Source organism: Chitinophaga jiangningensis (assembly GCF_900142605.1).
GTDB classification, from domain to species: domain Bacteria; phylum Bacteroidota; class Bacteroidia; order Chitinophagales; family Chitinophagaceae; genus Chitinophaga; species Chitinophaga jiangningensis.
On record NZ_FRBL01000001.1, the window covers coordinates 1046078 to 1062731 of the forward strand.

Annotated in this window: 16 protein-coding genes; 4 read left to right on the forward strand and 12 right to left on the reverse strand. The window is 48.4% G+C overall.

The genetic code is table 11. The annotated features are described in order from the left end of the window. Positions 1 to 981 (forward strand): GTP 3',8-cyclase MoaA, encoded by a 981-nt coding sequence (moaA, locus tag BUB18_RS04350; protein ID WP_073078314.1) that lies wholly within the window; start codon positions 1 to 3, stop codon positions 979 to 981. Here moaA and BUB18_RS04355 read toward each other — a convergent pair whose 3' ends face one another. The 7 genes from BUB18_RS04355 to BUB18_RS04385 form a co-directional block, all read right to left on the reverse strand. Further along, positions 982 to 1722, reverse strand: a complete 741-nt coding sequence (locus tag BUB18_RS04355; RefSeq protein WP_073078315.1) for a sulfite exporter TauE/SafE family protein — start codon at positions 1720 to 1722, stop codon at positions 982 to 984. A 10-nt stretch (positions 1723 to 1732) separates the two neighbouring features. After that, positions 1733 to 2815, reverse strand: coding sequence for a HesA/MoeB/ThiF family protein (locus tag BUB18_RS04360; protein ID WP_073078316.1), 1083 nt, complete (start codon positions 2813 to 2815; stop codon positions 1733 to 1735). Positions 2816 to 2856: 41 nt separating this feature from the next. Further along, positions 2857 to 3393, reverse strand: a complete 537-nt coding sequence (locus BUB18_RS04365; protein ID WP_073078317.1) for a GNAT family N-acetyltransferase — start codon at positions 3391 to 3393, stop codon at positions 2857 to 2859. Between the two features lie 63 nt (positions 3394 to 3456). Continuing rightward, entirely contained in the window at positions 3457 to 3756 is a 300-nt protein-coding gene (locus tag BUB18_RS04370; RefSeq protein ID WP_073078318.1) for a c-type cytochrome, read from the reverse strand. A gap of 66 nt (positions 3757 to 3822) precedes the next feature. After that, positions 3823 to 5094: a serine--tRNA ligase gene (serS, locus tag BUB18_RS04375; protein WP_073078319.1), complete on the reverse strand. Its 1272-nt coding sequence runs from the start codon at positions 5092 to 5094 to the stop codon at positions 3823 to 3825. 34 nt (positions 5095 to 5128) lie between these two features. Further along, positions 5129 to 6796 carry an NAD+ synthase gene (locus tag BUB18_RS04380; RefSeq protein ID WP_073078320.1) on the reverse strand — a complete coding sequence of 556 codons (1668 nt, stop codon included), beginning with the start codon at positions 6794 to 6796 and terminating at the stop codon, positions 5129 to 5131. A 19-nt stretch (positions 6797 to 6815) separates the two neighbouring features. Continuing rightward, positions 6816 to 7502: a porin family protein gene (locus tag BUB18_RS04385; protein WP_073078321.1), complete on the reverse strand. Its 687-nt coding sequence runs from the start codon at positions 7500 to 7502 to the stop codon at positions 6816 to 6818. A gap of 71 nt (positions 7503 to 7573) precedes the next feature. On the opposite strand from BUB18_RS04385, the gene gldB reads away from it, so the two are divergent. Next, positions 7574 to 8608 (forward strand): gliding motility lipoprotein GldB, encoded by a 1035-nt coding sequence (gldB, locus tag BUB18_RS04390; protein ID WP_073078322.1) that lies wholly within the window; start codon positions 7574 to 7576, stop codon positions 8606 to 8608. Positions 8609 to 8673: 65 nt separating this feature from the next. Here gldB and apaG read toward each other — a convergent pair whose 3' ends face one another. From apaG to BUB18_RS04415, 5 genes are all read right to left on the reverse strand, one after another. Continuing rightward, on the reverse strand, positions 8674 to 9060 hold the full coding sequence (apaG, locus tag BUB18_RS04395; RefSeq protein ID WP_073078323.1) for a Co2+/Mg2+ efflux protein ApaG: 387 nt from the start codon (positions 9058 to 9060) through the stop codon (positions 8674 to 8676). Between the two features lie 62 nt (positions 9061 to 9122). Continuing rightward, on the reverse strand, positions 9123 to 9449 hold the full coding sequence (locus BUB18_RS04400; RefSeq protein WP_073078324.1) for an eCIS core domain-containing protein: 327 nt from the start codon (positions 9447 to 9449) through the stop codon (positions 9123 to 9125). Beyond that, complete coding sequence (locus BUB18_RS04405) at positions 9437 to 10378, reverse strand: DUF5777 family beta-barrel protein (protein ID WP_073078326.1); 942 nt, start codon at positions 10376 to 10378, stop codon at positions 9437 to 9439. The genes BUB18_RS04400 and BUB18_RS04405 overlap by 13 nt, the downstream gene beginning before the upstream one ends. A gap of 21 nt (positions 10379 to 10399) precedes the next feature. Continuing rightward, positions 10400 to 10948, reverse strand: coding sequence for a YceI family protein (locus BUB18_RS04410; protein ID WP_073078328.1), 549 nt, complete (start codon positions 10946 to 10948; stop codon positions 10400 to 10402). Between the two features lie 16 nt (positions 10949 to 10964). Further along, on the reverse strand, positions 10965 to 11333 hold the full coding sequence (locus tag BUB18_RS04415) for a hypothetical protein (RefSeq protein WP_143159818.1): 369 nt from the start codon (positions 11331 to 11333) through the stop codon (positions 10965 to 10967). A 117-nt stretch (positions 11334 to 11450) separates the two neighbouring features. Here BUB18_RS04415 and BUB18_RS04420 point away from each other — a divergent pair, with 117 nt between their 5' ends. After that, positions 11451 to 12734 carry a UDP-N-acetylmuramoyl-tripeptide--D-alanyl-D-alanine ligase gene (locus BUB18_RS04420; protein WP_073078332.1) on the forward strand — a complete coding sequence of 428 codons (1284 nt, stop codon included), beginning with the start codon at positions 11451 to 11453 and terminating at the stop codon, positions 12732 to 12734. Positions 12735 to 12841: 107 nt separating this feature from the next. After that, positions 12842 to 16165 carry a TonB-dependent receptor gene (locus BUB18_RS04425; RefSeq protein ID WP_083549340.1) on the forward strand — a complete coding sequence of 1108 codons (3324 nt, stop codon included), beginning with the start codon at positions 12842 to 12844 and terminating at the stop codon, positions 16163 to 16165. The last annotated feature ends 489 nt before the right edge of the window (positions 16166 to 16654 follow it).

A 16654-nucleotide genomic window follows, 5' to 3' on the forward strand; every position in this document is an offset into this window, starting at 1 on the left:
ATGCTGCAGGATACGCATAACCGCATTATCAACTATGTGCGACTGTCGGTAACCGACCGTTGTAACCTCCGCTGCACCTATTGCATGCCGGAGAAAATGCAGTTTGAGCAGCATGCCAGCATCCTTACTGACGATGAAATCCTGCGGCTGATGAAGTTGCTCGCCTTCGACGGCGTATCCAAGATCCGCATTACCGGCGGCGAACCATTCATGCGCCCCGGACTGATCACGCTGCTGGAAAAAATCAAAAACATCGACGGCATCACCGATATATCCATCACCACCAATGGGGTACTCACCAAAAAATTCATTCCTGCACTCAGCAAACTCGGTATACACAACATCAATCTCAGCCTGGATACCCTCGACGGGCAAAGGTTTACGCAAATCACCCGCCGCGATAAATTCGCAGCCGTGATGGATAGCTTCAACACCATGCTCAGTCACGACATGCAGGTTAAAGTGAATATGGTTGTGATGGAAAACGTGAATACGGACGAAATCGTTGATTTCGCCAAACTTACCGAACATCAGCGCGTAGCCATCCGCTATATTGAAGAAATGCCGTTTAACGGCCAGGATAAAGGGTTTTCAGGGGTTAGCTGGGATTATCACCGTATACTGTCAGCCATCACAGATTACTATCCGCTGGAGAAATTAACAGACGCACCGCATTCCACTTCGCTCAATTATAAAATACCCGGGTTCAACGGTACTATAGGCGTTATTCCTGCGTATAGCCGCACCTTCTGCGGCACCTGCAACCGGCTTCGTATATCCGCCACCGGTAGTTTGAAAACCTGCCTGTATGGCAACAACATGCTGAATATACGGGACCTGATGCGCAACCACGACTTCACGGACATGCATATACGCAGTGGTATTCATGCAGCCGTAAAAGAAAAATTCATTGACGGTAAAGAAGCGGAAAAGCATTATCTCACGGGCATTATGGAGAGCATGTCCCTCATCGGCGGATAACTATTTCAACAGCATACGTACACCCGCATATAAAATCAATATCGCCGTAGCAGCCGCCACCCACTTAGGTTTCAGCACTTTGGCACTCAGCCTCGCTCCAATCTGACCACCTATTACCACCGCCAGCAACAAAGGAAATACGACTTCCCAATTGAATACAATCTGCTTTTTAGCTACCTGACCAAAAATACCGGAGATAGAATTTACCAGGATAAAGAAGCTACTCAGGCCTGCGATATTTTTTGATGTATCATATTTCCCCAGCTTCAGTACCGGCGCCAGGTAAATGCCGCCACCAATGCCGGTCATACCCGATAGCAGCCCAATTCCGCCACCAATGATTCCGTACACTATACCGTTACTATGCTTTACTTCTTCGGTATCTTTATTTCTCTCAAAAAACAAGCGATAGCACATACACACTGCCGCGAGCGTTAACGCAATACCCAGCAACAGAAAAAACTGCTCCTGCTTCAACGGCAGATAGCTGCCAATAAAAGCCATGGGCACGCTGATCAGCGAAAGCTGCCAGGCCTTTTTCAACGGCAGGTGCCCCTGTTTATAAAAGTGATATACGCCGCCGGTTACTACTGCGATATTACACAGCAGGGCAGTGGATTTCATTAACTGGAAATCAATGCCCCAGAGCGCCAGGATGGCCAGGTAGCTGGATCCGCCACCAAAGCCGGCTGCAGAGTATAACAGCGCTACCAGAAAAAATAAAAAACAAAGTGTGAGCACGTTAGCTGGATTAGTAGGTGGCCATAGTATCGTCGATGGTGCAGGCCCATGCATGGATGCCTCCTTCCACATTGTAGATATCCTTTACGCCCAGCTCGAGCAAACGCTGTGCTACAGCCCGGCTACGCATACCATGATGACACAGTACCGCTACCGGTGCACTGATATCCAGCGCCGGGAACTGCTGAATCACCTGTCCCATAGGAATGTGCAGCGCCTGCGGCAGGTGACATATTTCCCATTCATCTTCTTCGCGTACATCGAGCAAAAGAAACTTTTTATCGCTTGTAATCCAGTCCTGCAGCTGCTGTACATTGAGGGGCTGTACACCCGCCACCATGCATACATCCTGGTGGTAATCGGCCTGTAAAGCGGTGATGTGCCTGTTCTCCTCTACGGCCTGAAAATTGAAAATATGCTGCATGTTATGCAGTGTATCAATCGTCATCAGCTGATTCCGTAAAGGCGTACCTATGCCGGTAATGATTTTCACCACTTCATTGGCCTGGTAAGTACCTATTATGCCGGGGAGTACCCCAAGCACACCAATCTCGCTGCAGTTCAGCATTTCGCCGGGCTCCGGTGCTTCCGGAAATATACACCGGTAGGTAGCGCCCTCCTGGTAATTGAACACGCTCACCTGGCCTTCATACTTGTAAATGGCGCCGTACACGAGCGGTTTTCCCGCTATCACACAGGCATCATTGATGAGGTAGCGCGTACCGAAATTATCTGTACAGTCTACCACTACATCATATTTTTCTATTATGGAGATGGCATTGTCCACCGTGATCCAGGTATCGTGCATGAATATTTCGATCTCGGGGTTGAGCTGGTGCAGGCGGTGTGCTGCCAGTTTTACTTTGGGTTTCCCCTGATCCGCTGTGGTGTAAAGCACCTGCCGTTGCAGGTTGGTGATGGATACGTTGTCGTGCTCCACAATACCGATGCGGCCTACGCCCATGGCTGTCAGGTATTGCAACACGGGCACACCTAAGCCACCGGCGCCAATCACCAGTACGGATGCGTTTTGCAGCATTTGCTGCTTTTCTGGTCCAAATCCTTCCAGTCTTGTCTGCCTGTCGTAACGCATTGGGTTCAGTATTAGTAATGAGACTTAAAGGTAATAAATCGCTATACTTTTTTGTACATCATCACGATGTCGGAGAATACGCCGGGGGTAATTTCGATGGCGTCGGGAATGCGGCCGGCTTCCACGAAGCCGAAGTTGCGGTAGAGTTGAATAGCTTTTTCGTTGGCGGAGGCTACCTGCAGGGTGATGAGCCAGAGGTCGTCGTGCTCCTCTACCCAGCGTAGCATGGCCGTCATGAGGCGGCGGCCGATGCCCATGTTCTGATAGGCTTTGGCTACGCCAATGCCCATTTCACCTATGTGCGTACGCTTGTCGTGACCGGTGTTATCCACATTTATGGCTCCTATGATCTGTCCTTTTACTTCGGCCACCAGCAGGAGTTGCCGCGGCTTATCTATATGCGACTTGATGAAGGCCTCTTCTCCCTCTACATCCAGCTCCAGGGCCTCGTTGTGATTAAACAGGAGAAAGTCAGTTTCCGCGGTCATGCGCTGGTAGTTAGCTAACAAGCCGGCCGCATCCTTGAGGCGTGCCGGGCGGATAATCAGCTCTTCTCCGTTTGATAGAAAATGTCGCATGATACGAAAATAAAAAAAGCGACCGTTTCCGGTCGCTGATTGTTTTAAACCTTACTAAAATTTTTATGATGCTTTGGCATTTGTTTTAACAAAGTCCAGCACAGCTGCCTTTTGGTCATCGGTGAGTTTGGCTTTGCGGGCCATCCGATCGATAATGCCAGGCCACTTTTCGGCAGTGCGGGTTTCAGGCCATTTGTAACCATGACATTTATTGCAGTTCTGGCGGTACACCGTTTTGCCTTGTGACTCCGGATATTTTGCAAAAGCCGCTTCGGTAGCTGCTGCCTTATCCGGATTGGAAGTACCTTTACTGCATCCCCATAGTAATACTGCGATCACCGATAACTGGAGTAATGTTTTCATAAACCTTTATTGAATATATCAGATTATTTGACCATACTCAAGGTAAAGATTTTTTATGAATTACAGTTATTGGATCTTGCCGGCACCAAAATAAGACTGCAATACGGCCGGAATGTTGATACCATCCTCATGCTGGTTGTTTTCCAGCACACAGGCCATAATGCGGGGCAACGCCAGGGAGCTGCCATTCAGGGTATGCACCAGCTGCGGTTTACCGTTACCTTCTTTGAAACGGATCTTGCAACGGTTACTCTGATAGCCTTCAAAGTTGCTCACAGAGCTCACTTCCAGCCATTTTTCCTGGGCAGCGCTGTAAACTTCAAAGTCGTAGGTAAGCGCAGAGGTAAAGCTCATATCGCCGCCGCATAAACGCAGAATGCGGTAAGGCAGCTGCAGGGACTGCAACAGGCTTTCCACATGTTCCACCATTTCATCCAGCACTTCATATGACTTGTCGGGATGCGTAAGCTGTACCAGTTCTACCTTATCGAACTGGTGCAGGCGGTTCAGGCCGCGCACATCCTTGCCATAAGAACCCGCTTCGCGGCGGAAGCAAGGGGTATAGCCGGTCATACGAATCGGCAGATCGGTATCTTTCAGAATCTCATCGCGGTAGAGGTTTGTTAAAGGCACCTCGGCGGTAGGGATCAGGAAGAAGTTATCTTCTGTGGCGTGGTACATCTGCCCTTCTTTATCCGGCAGCTGACCGGTACCGAAGGCACTGGCTTCATTCACCATGTAAGGAGGGGCAAATTCGGTATAACCAGCGTTGATGTTATAGTCCAGGAAATACTGGATCATAGCGCGTTGCAGGCGTGCTCCCTTATTTTTATAAACAGGGAAACCACTACCGGTGATTTTGTTGCCCAGTTCAAAATCGATCAGGTCGTATTTTTTGGTAAGATCCCAGTGAGGCACTGCACCGGCGTACAATGCAGGGATTTCGCCATGCTGGCGCACCACCACGTTATCTTCCGGGGTTTTACCTTCCGGCACTAGTGGAGATGGCAGGTTAGGCAGCTTTACCAGGGTATCGAGCAATTCTTTTTCTGTGGCATTGAGCGCATCGTTTACAGGTGCCAGGCGTCCTTTCAGTTCATTCACCTGGTTGCGCATGGCTTCCCCTTCCTCTTTTTTGCCCTGGCCCATCAGTTTACCAATCTCTTTGGAGAGACTGTTTACCTGCGCCTGTGTTTCATCGTATTCCAGGGTGAGCTTCTTACGCTTGTCGTCCAGCGCAATCACCTCATCCACCAGGTTGGTTTCTTTAAAATTTTTGACAGCCAGTCTTTCGAGGACCAGCTCTTTATTCTGACGTATAAACGGTACTTGTAACATTATTGAATTTTAAAAATTTGGACAAAGATAAAGGCTATATCAGATATTTTCCTACGATCGGCACGCGGCGGCCCACGCCAAAGGCCTTGGATGATACGCGAATGATCGGACAGAACTGGTTGCGCTTGTATTCGTTGGCGTTCACCATTTTCAGTGTCCGCGAGACTAAAGCAGCATCAAAGCCCTGTGCAATGATCTCACGCGGCCCTTGCCGGCGCTCGATGTATTGATATAGCAGCTTGTCGAGCACAGCGTAGTCCGGGAGACTATCACTGTCCTTCTGACCAGGTCGCAGTTCAGCGGAAGGCGCCTTATCGATGATGTTTTGCGGGATGATCTCCTTGTCCCGGTTGATATAACGGGCAAGCGCATATACCTGCATTTTATACACATCTCCCAAAACAGATAACCCTCCGGCCATATCTCCGTAGAGCGTACCGTACCCTGTGGATAACTCGCTTTTATTGCTGGTATTCAGCAGGATATAACCGAATTTATTGGAAAGTCCCATCAGCAGGTTTCCCCTGATGCGGGACTGTGTATTTTCTTCAGCCACATTAAACGGAAGGCCTTTGAAGTAAGGTTCCAGCGTTTGCAGGAAGCTTTCGTAAATGGTATTAATGCGGATGATGTCGTAGGGATTTTTCAGATTTTCTGATAAGGCTACGGCGTCATCTACTGAATGTTCGGTAGAATAAGGAGATGGCATCAGCACCGCCCGCACGTTGTCAGCTCCCAGGGCATCGCAGGCGATGGCCAGGGTAACAGCGCTGTCGATCCCGCCGGAAGACCCCAGGATGGCCTTTGTAAAGCCCATTTTCCCGAAATAATCGCGGATACCGAGTACCAGTGCATCGTAGATGCGATCAATGTTATGTTCAAATTCAAGAGAAGTAAGCGGGGAGAAGGTACCGGTTTCAGCTACCGCGGCACCGTTGTGGAGCAATGGTTCCAGGTCCAGGCCGCCCATTGCTTCCTCGAAGTAAGGGAGCTCTTTTACGATGTTACCCTGTGCATCAAAAATGAGGGAACCACCATCGAACACGATTTCCGTCTGGCTGCCTACGGTGTTGCAGTAGAACATGGGCAGGCGGTATTTGAGTACGTTGGCGCGGATGATCTCTTTACGGTCTTCGTCGTGATCGTAGTCGAACGGAGAGGCGCTGAGGTTGATCATCACATCCGGCTGCTGCTCCATGAGCTTATCCATGGGGCAGATGCGGTAGAGCAGGTTTTCTCCCAGGTTCCAGATGTCCTCACAGATGGTAACTGCCAGTTTTTTCCCTTTGAACGGAATCACGTTCCATTCGAAAGATGGTTCAAAGTAGCGGTACTCATCAAACACGTCGTAGGTGGGGAGCAGTGTTTTATGAACGATATGTTTTACTTCGCCTTCGTACAGGAACCATGCAGCGTTAAAGAGGTCTTTCCCTTCGGGCTGCGGGTTACGGGCGGGAGCGCCCACCAGCACGGCGATGTCGGTAGCATGTTGTTTGATCTGGTTGATGGCTGCATAGCTTTGGGCGATGAAGTCTTCAAATTCCAGGAAATCCCTTGGCGGGTATCCGCACACACAGAGTTCTGAAAACACTACCAGGTCAGCACCCTGGGCCTTAGCGGCCTGTATGCCTTCAATAATCCTGGCGGTATTTCTTTCGAAATTGCCGATGTGATAATTCTGCTGTGCCAGTATGATCTTCATATCTTCAGTTATTATCTTCTTAAAAATATACGCCTAAACGCAGTGCAAAGCTATTAATATTCACTCTGCCATCGTTCCATTTTGCATTGCGGGTGGCATCAATAAAGCCGTTCTGGTAAATGAGGCCTACTGATCCGGTGAGTGATTCACTCAGTTCATAGTCAACCCCAGCACCTATTAACATCCCGATGTTGATTCTGTTTACATCCGGGAGGATGTTTACTTTATCGAACGACTGTGTGGGTGTAGTAACGTCCACTCTGGCGCTCACCGGGAAGGCGAAATAGGTCCCGAATTGTCCCCAGAAGGCCATTCCGTAGTCGTTCTGATTTGTTTTCAGCTTCAGCGCCAGCGGAATCTGAATATGTGTGAATTTAAAATTATACTCCGCAGGTTGGGCTTTATAGTCGCTCAGCCCTTTGCCGGCGTCGTATTTTATTTTGCTGCCACCCAGCACTACATTGAATCCTGAGGCGATCGCATAATTCCCCTGTTCGTTGAGACTAAAATCCGCGATGAGGCCGAATCCCAGTCCTGCTTTGGCGCCGGTACGCGAGGCGCCGGATTCCTGTGGATTCATGATGGAAATGCTCGGATCGAGGTTAAACCCCAGTCTTACTCTTTTTTGAAATTGGCCATAGTTGCTTTGTCCCGATGCTCCCTTCACTACTCCCAACACCAGCATTATAAATAAAATCCGCTTCATATTAAGGATATTGTCTTTTTTTAAGTACAAGGTATATAATAAATTTACCCTTTATTCAGTTTTTAAGAGCGATGCAAAGTTACACTATTATAAGCACCCGTTTTAGCTGGCTGTTGCTGGCTGCCGTAGCCATGGCTTCCTGTAAATCAGGCCCTAAGCCGCCAGATGTAAGCCATATAAGCGTTACCGTTAGTACGCAACGTTTTGACTCAGCGCTGTTTACGATCGATACAAACAACATACAGCCGGGCCTGGCCAAGCTGCATGCGGATTATCCGGTGTTTACGCCCGTGTATATGACCGATATTATGAATCTCGGTGCATATGCCGACAGCAGTGCTGCTCTTCAGCAACAACTGCACCTGTTTCTTACCACACCTGACTTCCGGCAGCTGGAAACTGCGGTGCAGCAAAAGTTTGGCAATTTATCCGCGGTCCGCAAAGATCTGGAACAGGCTTTTAAATACACGAAGTACTACCTCCCGAATTTTAAAACGCCGCAGGTGGTGACTTTTATATCCGGCATTGCCAATTATGGTGCCGTTACGGTGGATTCTCTCCTGGGCATAGGCCTGGACATGTACATGGGCGCGGATTTCCCGCCTTATGGCATGATCGAGGACCTGCCGTCCTACATGATCCGCAGGTTTACGCCGGAGTACATTGCTACTAATGCCATGCAGGTGATCCATAACCAGCTGTATCCGATGCGTACCAGCGGTACGTTGATTTCGCAGATACTGGATGCGGGGAGACAACAATATTTCCTTGGAAAAGTGCTACCGCATACGGATGATACCATCAGGCTCGGCTATACGAAGGAGCAGTTGAAATGGTGCTACGACAACGAGCAGATGATCTGGCAATTTTTCATACAAAACAATTTACTGTATTCCACTGACTGGCAGGATATCAGCCATTTCATGGGCGATGGCCCTGCTACACAGGGCATGCCTGAAGGCTCACCTGGAAAGATCGGAAATTTTGTGGGCTTACAGATTGTGAACAAATACATGGATAAGCATCCGGAGATGAGTCTGCAGCAGCTGTTGGAAATGAAGGATGTGATGGAAATATTCAATGAAGCTAAGTATCGCCCGCGGTAGTTAACAAAAATCGCGGGCACATGCCGCAGGTACTGCGGCAGCTGAAATGCCGGGGTGAAGTTCGATTAGTTGAGCTTAAACGGCACAATCATCTGAAACTCCGGTATTTTAACTTCGAAAAGCTTCTTATCCAGTTGGTTTTCCATCTGGTAAGTTCCATACATCTTTCCTATTTCGGTGCGGAGATTTGATCCCGAGACGTATTGATAAGTTTCACCGGGAGCAAGCAGGGGTTGAACGCCTACTACGCCTTCGCCTTCAACTTCACGGTGGTTACCGTTCGAATCAATAATGTACCAGTGGCGGCGAAGTAATTTGATAGGGAAAGTATTGTTGTTTTCGATAGTAATCCGGTAGGCGAACATAAATTCGCTTCCAATTGGATTCGAATAATCCGGTTGGTAGAATGTTTCCACGCTGATTGTGATGCCCTCTGTTACCTTCTTTACCATATAACAACCTTTAACGTAAAAATAAGGAAAATTATGAGGTGTTCCCCTGCTTTAACGATTTTTTAGTGAATTTCCACCCCTTCCAACATTGCAGGATCGCTCTCCGCCGCTCTGGCGGCCACTTCAAAGGAGTTATTCACATAGCCGTTCCGCAGGTATTCCCTGAAATAATGATATAGAAAAGCCCAAAGACCCCACTGCCGGTATTGGCGTACATGGCACACTTCATGCCTTACCCACGCTGCATCTGCCAGGAATATTTCCTTAGAAACACCGTGCAGATGTATGGTATCGCCGATTACCATTGCTACTGCCGGCACCTTTAGCCGTTTGGCGGCCAAAAGTGCCAGCAATGATTTTTCGTGTATGCGTACTTTTATTTTTTCCACGTCTTCTTACCACCTAACGTAAATCTACGGGAAATATTGAATCCCCATCTGAACTGACCCTGCAGCCAGGACGAATGCGTTTCAGGGATAAACTGGCTTTCCTGTATAGCCGTAGAGTTGGTGAAGTTGATGTGGAAAACGTGCCCGCCGGTTTCTATTTCAATACCTACGCCCAGTGGGTTATAGAACTTGATGCCGTTCGCTTCAAAGTAGTCCTTGCTTTCCTGGGAGCGGAACGGATAAAAATATTCCACGATAAACCCTACCCGTTTAGATATTTTCAGCCGGCCGGCGGCCCCCAGCGCAAACATATTGTTCATGTCCATGTAAGCCACTTTATTGCGGTGTACGTAGGTAGGGCTCAGCGACAGCGTAAGGCGGTCGCCCAGCTTGCGGCCTATTACCGTTTGCAGCACGTAGTTGAGCCGGTCCGTACCATCTTCAAAATACACCGGGCTGGTTTTATCCTCAGCAGAGGACATGCAGGTAACGTTCATACTTCCGAAAACGGCGAGCGACAGCGGCACGTGGTTATCCGTGGTTTGGGTGAGCAGCTTATATTTCACCAAACCATCCACCAGCTGTGATTCCAGGCCGGAGCCCTTGCTGCGGCCGAGGCCTACCATCAGCTTATCCGTAATGCCGTATTCCAGGCCAATGCGGATATCGGTGGAATTATCCGTACCGAAGAAGGTTTTGATGCCGCCAAATTCCCCGCCGAGGTCGCCGAAGCGGTGATCCACCCGGAAATCCAGTTCCCGCTTGCCCAGTGTTTCGGTGGATTGCCCCATGATGATGCGGGTGCCTTTGTAAGTATTCAATACCGGCTGATGGGTAGCGATGTTTTCAAAGAGGTTGCTCAGGTCGGACTGGGCCAGGCACACGAAGGGGAGGCCGCTGCCAAGCAGCAGAAAAATTATGCTTTTCATGATAAAAGTTCTGATTTTGGACTATTTCGCCGTAGCGGTGTAGGTAGCATTGACGGTAACCGCAACTTGTTCGGCAATATTTTTAACCACTATCGTTGGAATTTTGACTTTATGATCGGCGAGCTTTACGTTGAACTTTGCGTTCAGTTGTAAAGTATTTCCGCTTACACTAATCGTTCCCTTTTCGCGGTAGGTTTTATCTACCCCGTGTAAATTCAGTGTACCCTCTACCGTTACGTTATAGGTACCCGCAACGGAAAGATCCACATCTTCCAGTATTTTACCTTTAAACTCCGCATCGGGATATTTATCCGACTCCAGGTATGTGGAGTTAAAGTGTTGCTGCATCAGCCTCTCCTCAAATTCAAAAGAAGTAATGGGCACCTTAAAGTAGATCACTTTTGTTTTGATATTAATGGCCGATACCGCCTTGTTAGTCTTCGCCTCTATATCTTCCAGCGGAGCGGAAGAAAAGAAGGAAATGCCGGCACCCTTTGCGGTGTAAATATCCTGGCCAAAACCTGTTTGATGCAGCAGCAGACCTAAGGCCAGCAGTAAAACATATTTCATAGTCACATTTTTTGGTTTACTGATCCGGCATACCGTGATTTACCCAGCAGGCCAGTGAATCTTTAGTGCCTTGCGAAAGCGCCTTGAATGCGGCTGGCGGCATATCTGCCTGAGGGCCGGTTACTCTTTCCGCAAAAATATTTGGGCGGGCGGTAATGTAAGCCTTGATACCCTGGGCAGTACTAAAGTTGGCGGCAGCAGGTGCATTTCCTCCGGGATGACAACCTCTGGATGTACAATTGGCCTGAATAACAGCAACGGCATAGCTGGTGAAAATTTTGGCGGTGTCACAGGCTGTTTTCACCTGGGGCGCAGGCGCCTGCTCGTTTTTACATGCCATCGCATACAAGCAGATGCCTCCCGCAAGGATCCATAGTTTTTTCATAAAGATGCAGGTAGTTTTTACAAGGTAATACGTTTTACTTTTTTCTTCCGTTGCCTCTTTAAAAAAAATATCCAACTTTCCTTTCAAGACTTATTTTTGTAAGAAATACCATAGACTGTGAATATCGAACAACTCTACAGCACATACCTGCAAAACCCGTCCATACAAACAGATACCCGCAAGCTGAAAGCGGGCGATCTCTTCTTTGCACTAAAAGGAGGCAACTTCAATGGCAATGAGTTCGCTGCCAAAGCACTGGAGCTGGGCGCCAGCTTTGCAGTGGTAGATGAAGAAAAATATTTCACACAGCCGGATAAGATGATGCTGGTAAACGATGCCCTGGAAGCCCTGCAACAGCTGGCCTTGCATCATCGCAAGCAGTTAGGCATACCTTTTATCGCCATTACCGGCACTAACGGTAAAACCACTACGAAAGAGCTCATCAATGCAGCGCTTTCATCTAACTATAAAACCTACGCCACAGTAGGTAACCTCAATAACCATATTGGTGTACCGCTCACTATCCTTAGCATCCGCGAAGATGTAGAACTGGCCGTTATTGAAATGGGCGCTAACCACCAGCGCGAAATTGAAGCCTACTGCAAGATTGCATTACCTACCCACGGCATTATCACCAACATCGGAAAAGCGCACCTGGAAGGCTTTGGCGGTGAAGAAGGCGTTAAGAAAGCAAAAGGGGAACTCTACGATTACCTGCGCGCTAATAACGGAACTGTTTTCGTTTGCAACGAATACGGCTACCTGATGGAAATGAGTCAGGGCATTCCGCATATTGTTACATACGGTCAGGAAAACGCCGATTATACCGGCAAACCAGTGGCGGATAAAGCATTCCTGGAAGTGGAAGTAACAGGCGACAGCAAGGTAGGGCTCATTCAAACCCAGCTGGTAGGCGCCTATAACTTCCCCAATGTAATGGCCGCCGTTACAGTAGCCAGTTACTTTAAAGTGCCGGCACAAAAAATAGCTCCTGCCATCGCCGCGTATGTGCCTTCCAATAACCGCTCACAGGTAATCAGGCAGGAATCGAATACGATTATCATGGATGCCTATAACGCCAATCCTTCCAGCATGAAAGCTGCACTCGACAATTTCGCAGGCCTGCAGGCACCCAAAAAGGTGTTATTGCTGGGAGCGATGATGGAGCTGGGAGAAGACAGCATAAAGGAGCACCAGGCCCTCGCAGATGCACTACAACGCACCCATTGGGATGCCGTAGTACTCGTAGGCGGCGATTTCCAGAAAGTAACACACCCGTACATATTTCTACCCGATGCCCTCGAAGCCAAAAAGTGGCTCGAACAGCAACAGTTTAAAAATACTTACATATTAGTAAAAGGCTCAAGAAGCACCGGAATGGAAAGGGTCATCAGCCAATAATTCAGTTTTTTTGGAGATTGTCGAGCTAAATTGTTAATGATTTCATAATTTTTATATATTTTCTCGTTAACATACGGTTTCGACCTTTAAACCAAAATCTGAATTGCATGAGTCCTAAAATTACCCGAGTCCTCTGGGGGATGCTATGTTGTATGCTCCTCCTGCCAACCCTTTTATTGGCCCAGGAAACAACAGCCGACATTTCCGGTATTATCAGCACCGCAAATGAGGCTGTACCTGGCGCCAGCATTGTGGCGATACATACCCCTACCGGCTCCCGGTACCAGACAGTATCCCGTAAAGATGGCCGTTTTAACCTCCCCAATCTCCGTGTAGGCGGCCCATATGTGGTAACCGTTACCTTCATGGGTTTTAAGGAAGAAAAGAAAGAAAACATTTTCCTTTCACTCGGACAGGACTACAAACTTGACCTGACACTGAAAGCAACCACCAGCTCCCTGAGTGAAGTAGTAGTAAAAGCTGCAGGAGCTCAAAACAAAGTGTTTAACAAGAGTCGCACCGGTAGCCAGGAAGTAATCACCCGCGCACAAATGGACCGCCTGCCTACTATCAGCCGCTCCATGCAGGACTTCACCCGGCTCACGCCATCTGCCAACGGCTTGAACATCGGCGGAAGAAGCAACCAGCTCAACAACATCACCGTTGATGGCGCCAACTTCAACAACGCTTTCGGTCTGCAGCCAACGCTGGGCTCCCAAACAGCCTCACAGCCCATCAGCCTCGAAGCACTGGAACAAATCCAGGTAAACGTTTCCCCCTATGATGTGCGCCAGGGCGGCTTTTCCGGCGCCGGCATCAACAGTGTTACCAAAAGCGGTACCAACGACTTCAAAGGTACCGTGTACACCTTCATTCAAACGCCCGGCCTGCAAGGGTTGAAAGTAGGAACAGCCACTGTTCCTAAACCCTCTTTCAACTACAACCTGCGCGGATTTAACGTAGGTGGTGCTATTGTTCGGAACAAATTATTCTTCTTCGTAAGCGGAGAATCAGAGCGCATCGACGCACCGGCCACCAGTCTGGTAGCCAACAAACAAGGCCAGGTAGCTGGTGGTAACGTATCACAGGCCACTCAGGAAGACCTGGACGCACTGAAAAAATTCCTGGTGGATAACTATGGCTATAACCCCGGCGATTACCAGGGCTACACCTATCGCACACAGAGCGATAAAGCTACCGTGAAACTGGACTGGAATATCAACGACAAAAATACTTTAACCTTCAAGTACAATTACCTGAAATCGTTTAAAGATATTCCTGCGAGCAACAGCGGTGCACCTAACAACAACCGCCAGCCAAGCAACACCGGCCTGCCTTTCAGCGGTAGCGGCTATACCATCAACAACAACTTCAACATCTTCATTGCAGAGCTGAATACCCGCATCGGCAACAACGCTTCCAACAAATTACAGATTGGATACAGTGCCATGCGCGACTTCAGGGCTTCACTGTCTGGCGGCAACTTCCCGCTGGTGGATATCCTGAACGGCCAGGGGGCGAGCTACACTGCATTTGGTTATGAGCCATTTACTTACAACAACAAGCTCAGTACAGATGTGTACCAGATTTCCGACATCTTCAACCTTTATAAGGGAGCACACGAAATCACCATCGGTACACAGAACTACTACAAAACCTTCCTGAATGGTTTTGCGCCTAACTATGTAGGTAACTATCGCTATAACTCGCTCGCTGATTTCTATGCCAGCGCGCAGAATGGTGCATTAACAACTGCACGCTATGCATTGTCGTTTGCCAGCACGCCTGACGGCTCATTCCCTTACGCGAAAGTGAACTCACTGGAGCTGGGAGTATTCGTACAGGATAAATGGAGCGTGAGCAAATACTTTACGCTTACCTATGGCTTGCGTGTGGATGTACCTATCATCGGCAATACCTTTACCCGCAACGATTCCCTGACCACCCTTACTTTCCGCGATGGCGTGAAACTGGATGTGGGCCAGCAACCTAAAACAACGCCGTTATTGTCGCCACGCGTTGGTTTCAACTGGGATGTAACGCACGACAACCAAACGCAGATCCGGGGTGGTGTAGGCTTGTTCGCCGGTCCTCCGCCGGCAGTATGGCTGAGTAACCAGGCCGGTAATAATGGGGTACAATTTGGTTCCTTCGTTGCTACCGCCGGTACTACCACTACTATCAACTATCCGTTCAGCGCAAATCCGGATAAATACCGTCCAGGTGCTGGTCAGCTGTCCACCGCTTACAACATTGCTGCTATAGACAGGAACTTCAAGTATCCGCAGGTATTAAAAGCCACGCTGGCAGTTGACAGAAGATTACCGGGTGGCATCGACGGTACGCTGGAGTTTAACTATTCGAAGGATATCAATGCCGTTTACTTCCAGAACGTAAACTTACCCGCAACAGGTACGGCATTTGATGGTGCCGACAAACGTATCCGCTACAGTGCTGCCCAAATCTACGGACCGGTGGCCGGCGGTAATACACTTAGCAAACCTAACATCAGCGATGCTATCCTGATGCGTAATACCAACAAGGGTTACAGCTATTTCGTTACTTTACAGCTACAGAAAAATATCCAGAACCTGACCATAAGCGCTGCGTATACTTATGCAAAATCCCGCAGCGTGAATGATGGTGGTTCTATCGCACAGAGTAACTGGCGTGATCGTCCGGTAACTGGTGATCCGAATGCAGATGTACTGGGCTACTCCAACTACTACCTGCCTCATCGCGTAATTGCAACAGCTACCTACAAGTTCAACTGGGCTAAGCACTTTGCTACCAGCTTCGGGCTCGTGTTTGAAGCAGCACCTAACGGTACTACTTCCTACACCTACAGCGGCGATGTGAATAACGATGCCTCCAACGGTAACAACGACCTGATCTTTATTCCGGCAAATGCGAGCCAGATTAAACTGGTACAGGTAGGTTATTCCGACAAGACGTACAATCCTGCCACCAATGCAGACAAACGCAGCGAAGCGGTTATCTGGAATCAGCTGGATAACTTCATCAAACAGGATAATTACCTGAGCAGTCACAGAGGTGAGTATGCAGAGCGTAACGGTGTGGTACTGCCATGGTTCAAGCGTGCAGACCTGAATATTACGCAGGACATCTTCGTTTTCTCCGGTAAAAATCAGACCAAACATACGTTGCGCCTTACATTCGATATTATTAACCTCGGCAACTTCCTGAACAGGAGGTGGGGTACTTATAAAATTGCAAACCAGGCTTCTATTCTGAAGTATGAAGGATTCTGGAAAGACCCTTCTAACGGTACTACTACCAATATTCCGGCGTACTCCTTCCCGTACCTGGATGCGAAGAATGAAATTCCGTTGACGAATTCATGGCGGGATAATACCGCTACGATCAGCCGCTGGCAAGGCCAGATCGGTATCCGATATATTTTCAATTAATACGTTTATCCCTATACGAAAAAGCAGGTTGGTGTTTACTGGCCTGCTTTTTTATTTTATGGAGATGTAAATGCCAGGTTTGCGACATATGCAACGCAAGGCAATGCCTCTCCTGAAGAAATATTTTCTCCAAACTTTTCTCAAAGGACCTTCGCACAGTGCAAATATTTATTTATTTTAGTGGAGATTGTGTTTTGATAGACGCCTGCCAGGCGTCTCTACACTAATTAGGATTGCTACCAACCTTGTGCAATTATTACTAATCGACAACATCATTGTTTCACGAAGTAGAGACGCCTGGCAGGCGTCTATCCTAGTAAATCTCCTGTACATTTTTTACAGCTTTGCATTCCATTCATCCAGATAACGTTCCAGCACATCCAGCGGCATACAGCCATATTTAAGCATTGCGACTACCAACCTTGTGCAATTATTACTAATTGACAACATCATTGTTTCACGAAGTAGAGACGCCTGGCAGGCGTCTAT

Coding starts and splice junctions, on each gene's coding strand:
- gldB (WP_073078322.1), top strand. CDS start 7,574: ATGCAAAGTTACACTATTATAAGCACCCGTTTTAGCTGGCTGTTGCTG.
- BUB18_RS04365 (WP_073078317.1), bottom strand. CDS start 3,393: ATGCGACATTTTCTATCAAACGGAGAAGAGCTGATTATCCGCCCGGCA.
- BUB18_RS04410 (WP_073078328.1), bottom strand. CDS start 10,948: ATGAAATATGTTTTACTGCTGGCCTTAGGTCTGCTGCTGCATCAAACA.
- apaG (WP_073078323.1), bottom strand. CDS start 9,060: ATGGTAAAGAAGGTAACAGAGGGCATCACAATCAGCGTGGAAACATTC.
- serS (WP_073078319.1), bottom strand. CDS start 5,094: ATGTTACAAGTACCGTTTATACGTCAGAATAAAGAGCTGGTCCTCGAA.
- BUB18_RS04360 (WP_073078316.1), bottom strand. CDS start 2,815: ATGCGTTACGACAGGCAGACAAGACTGGAAGGATTTGGACCAGAAAAG.
- BUB18_RS04415 (WP_143159818.1), bottom strand. CDS start 11,333: ATGAAAAAACTATGGATCCTTGCGGGAGGCATCTGCTTGTATGCGATG.
- BUB18_RS04370 (WP_073078318.1), bottom strand. CDS start 3,756: ATGAAAACATTACTCCAGTTATCGGTGATCGCAGTATTACTATGGGGA.
- BUB18_RS04385 (WP_073078321.1), bottom strand. CDS start 7,502: ATGAAGCGGATTTTATTTATAATGCTGGTGTTGGGAGTAGTGAAGGGA.
- moaA (WP_073078314.1), top strand. CDS start 1: ATGCTGCAGGATACGCATAACCGCATTATCAACTATGTGCGACTGTCG.
- BUB18_RS04405 (WP_073078326.1), bottom strand. CDS start 10,378: ATGAAAAGCATAATTTTTCTGCTGCTTGGCAGCGGCCTCCCCTTCGTG.
- BUB18_RS04380 (WP_073078320.1), bottom strand. CDS start 6,796: ATGAAGATCATACTGGCACAGCAGAATTATCACATCGGCAATTTCGAA.
- BUB18_RS04425 (WP_083549340.1), top strand. CDS start 12,842: ATGAGTCCTAAAATTACCCGAGTCCTCTGGGGGATGCTATGTTGTATG.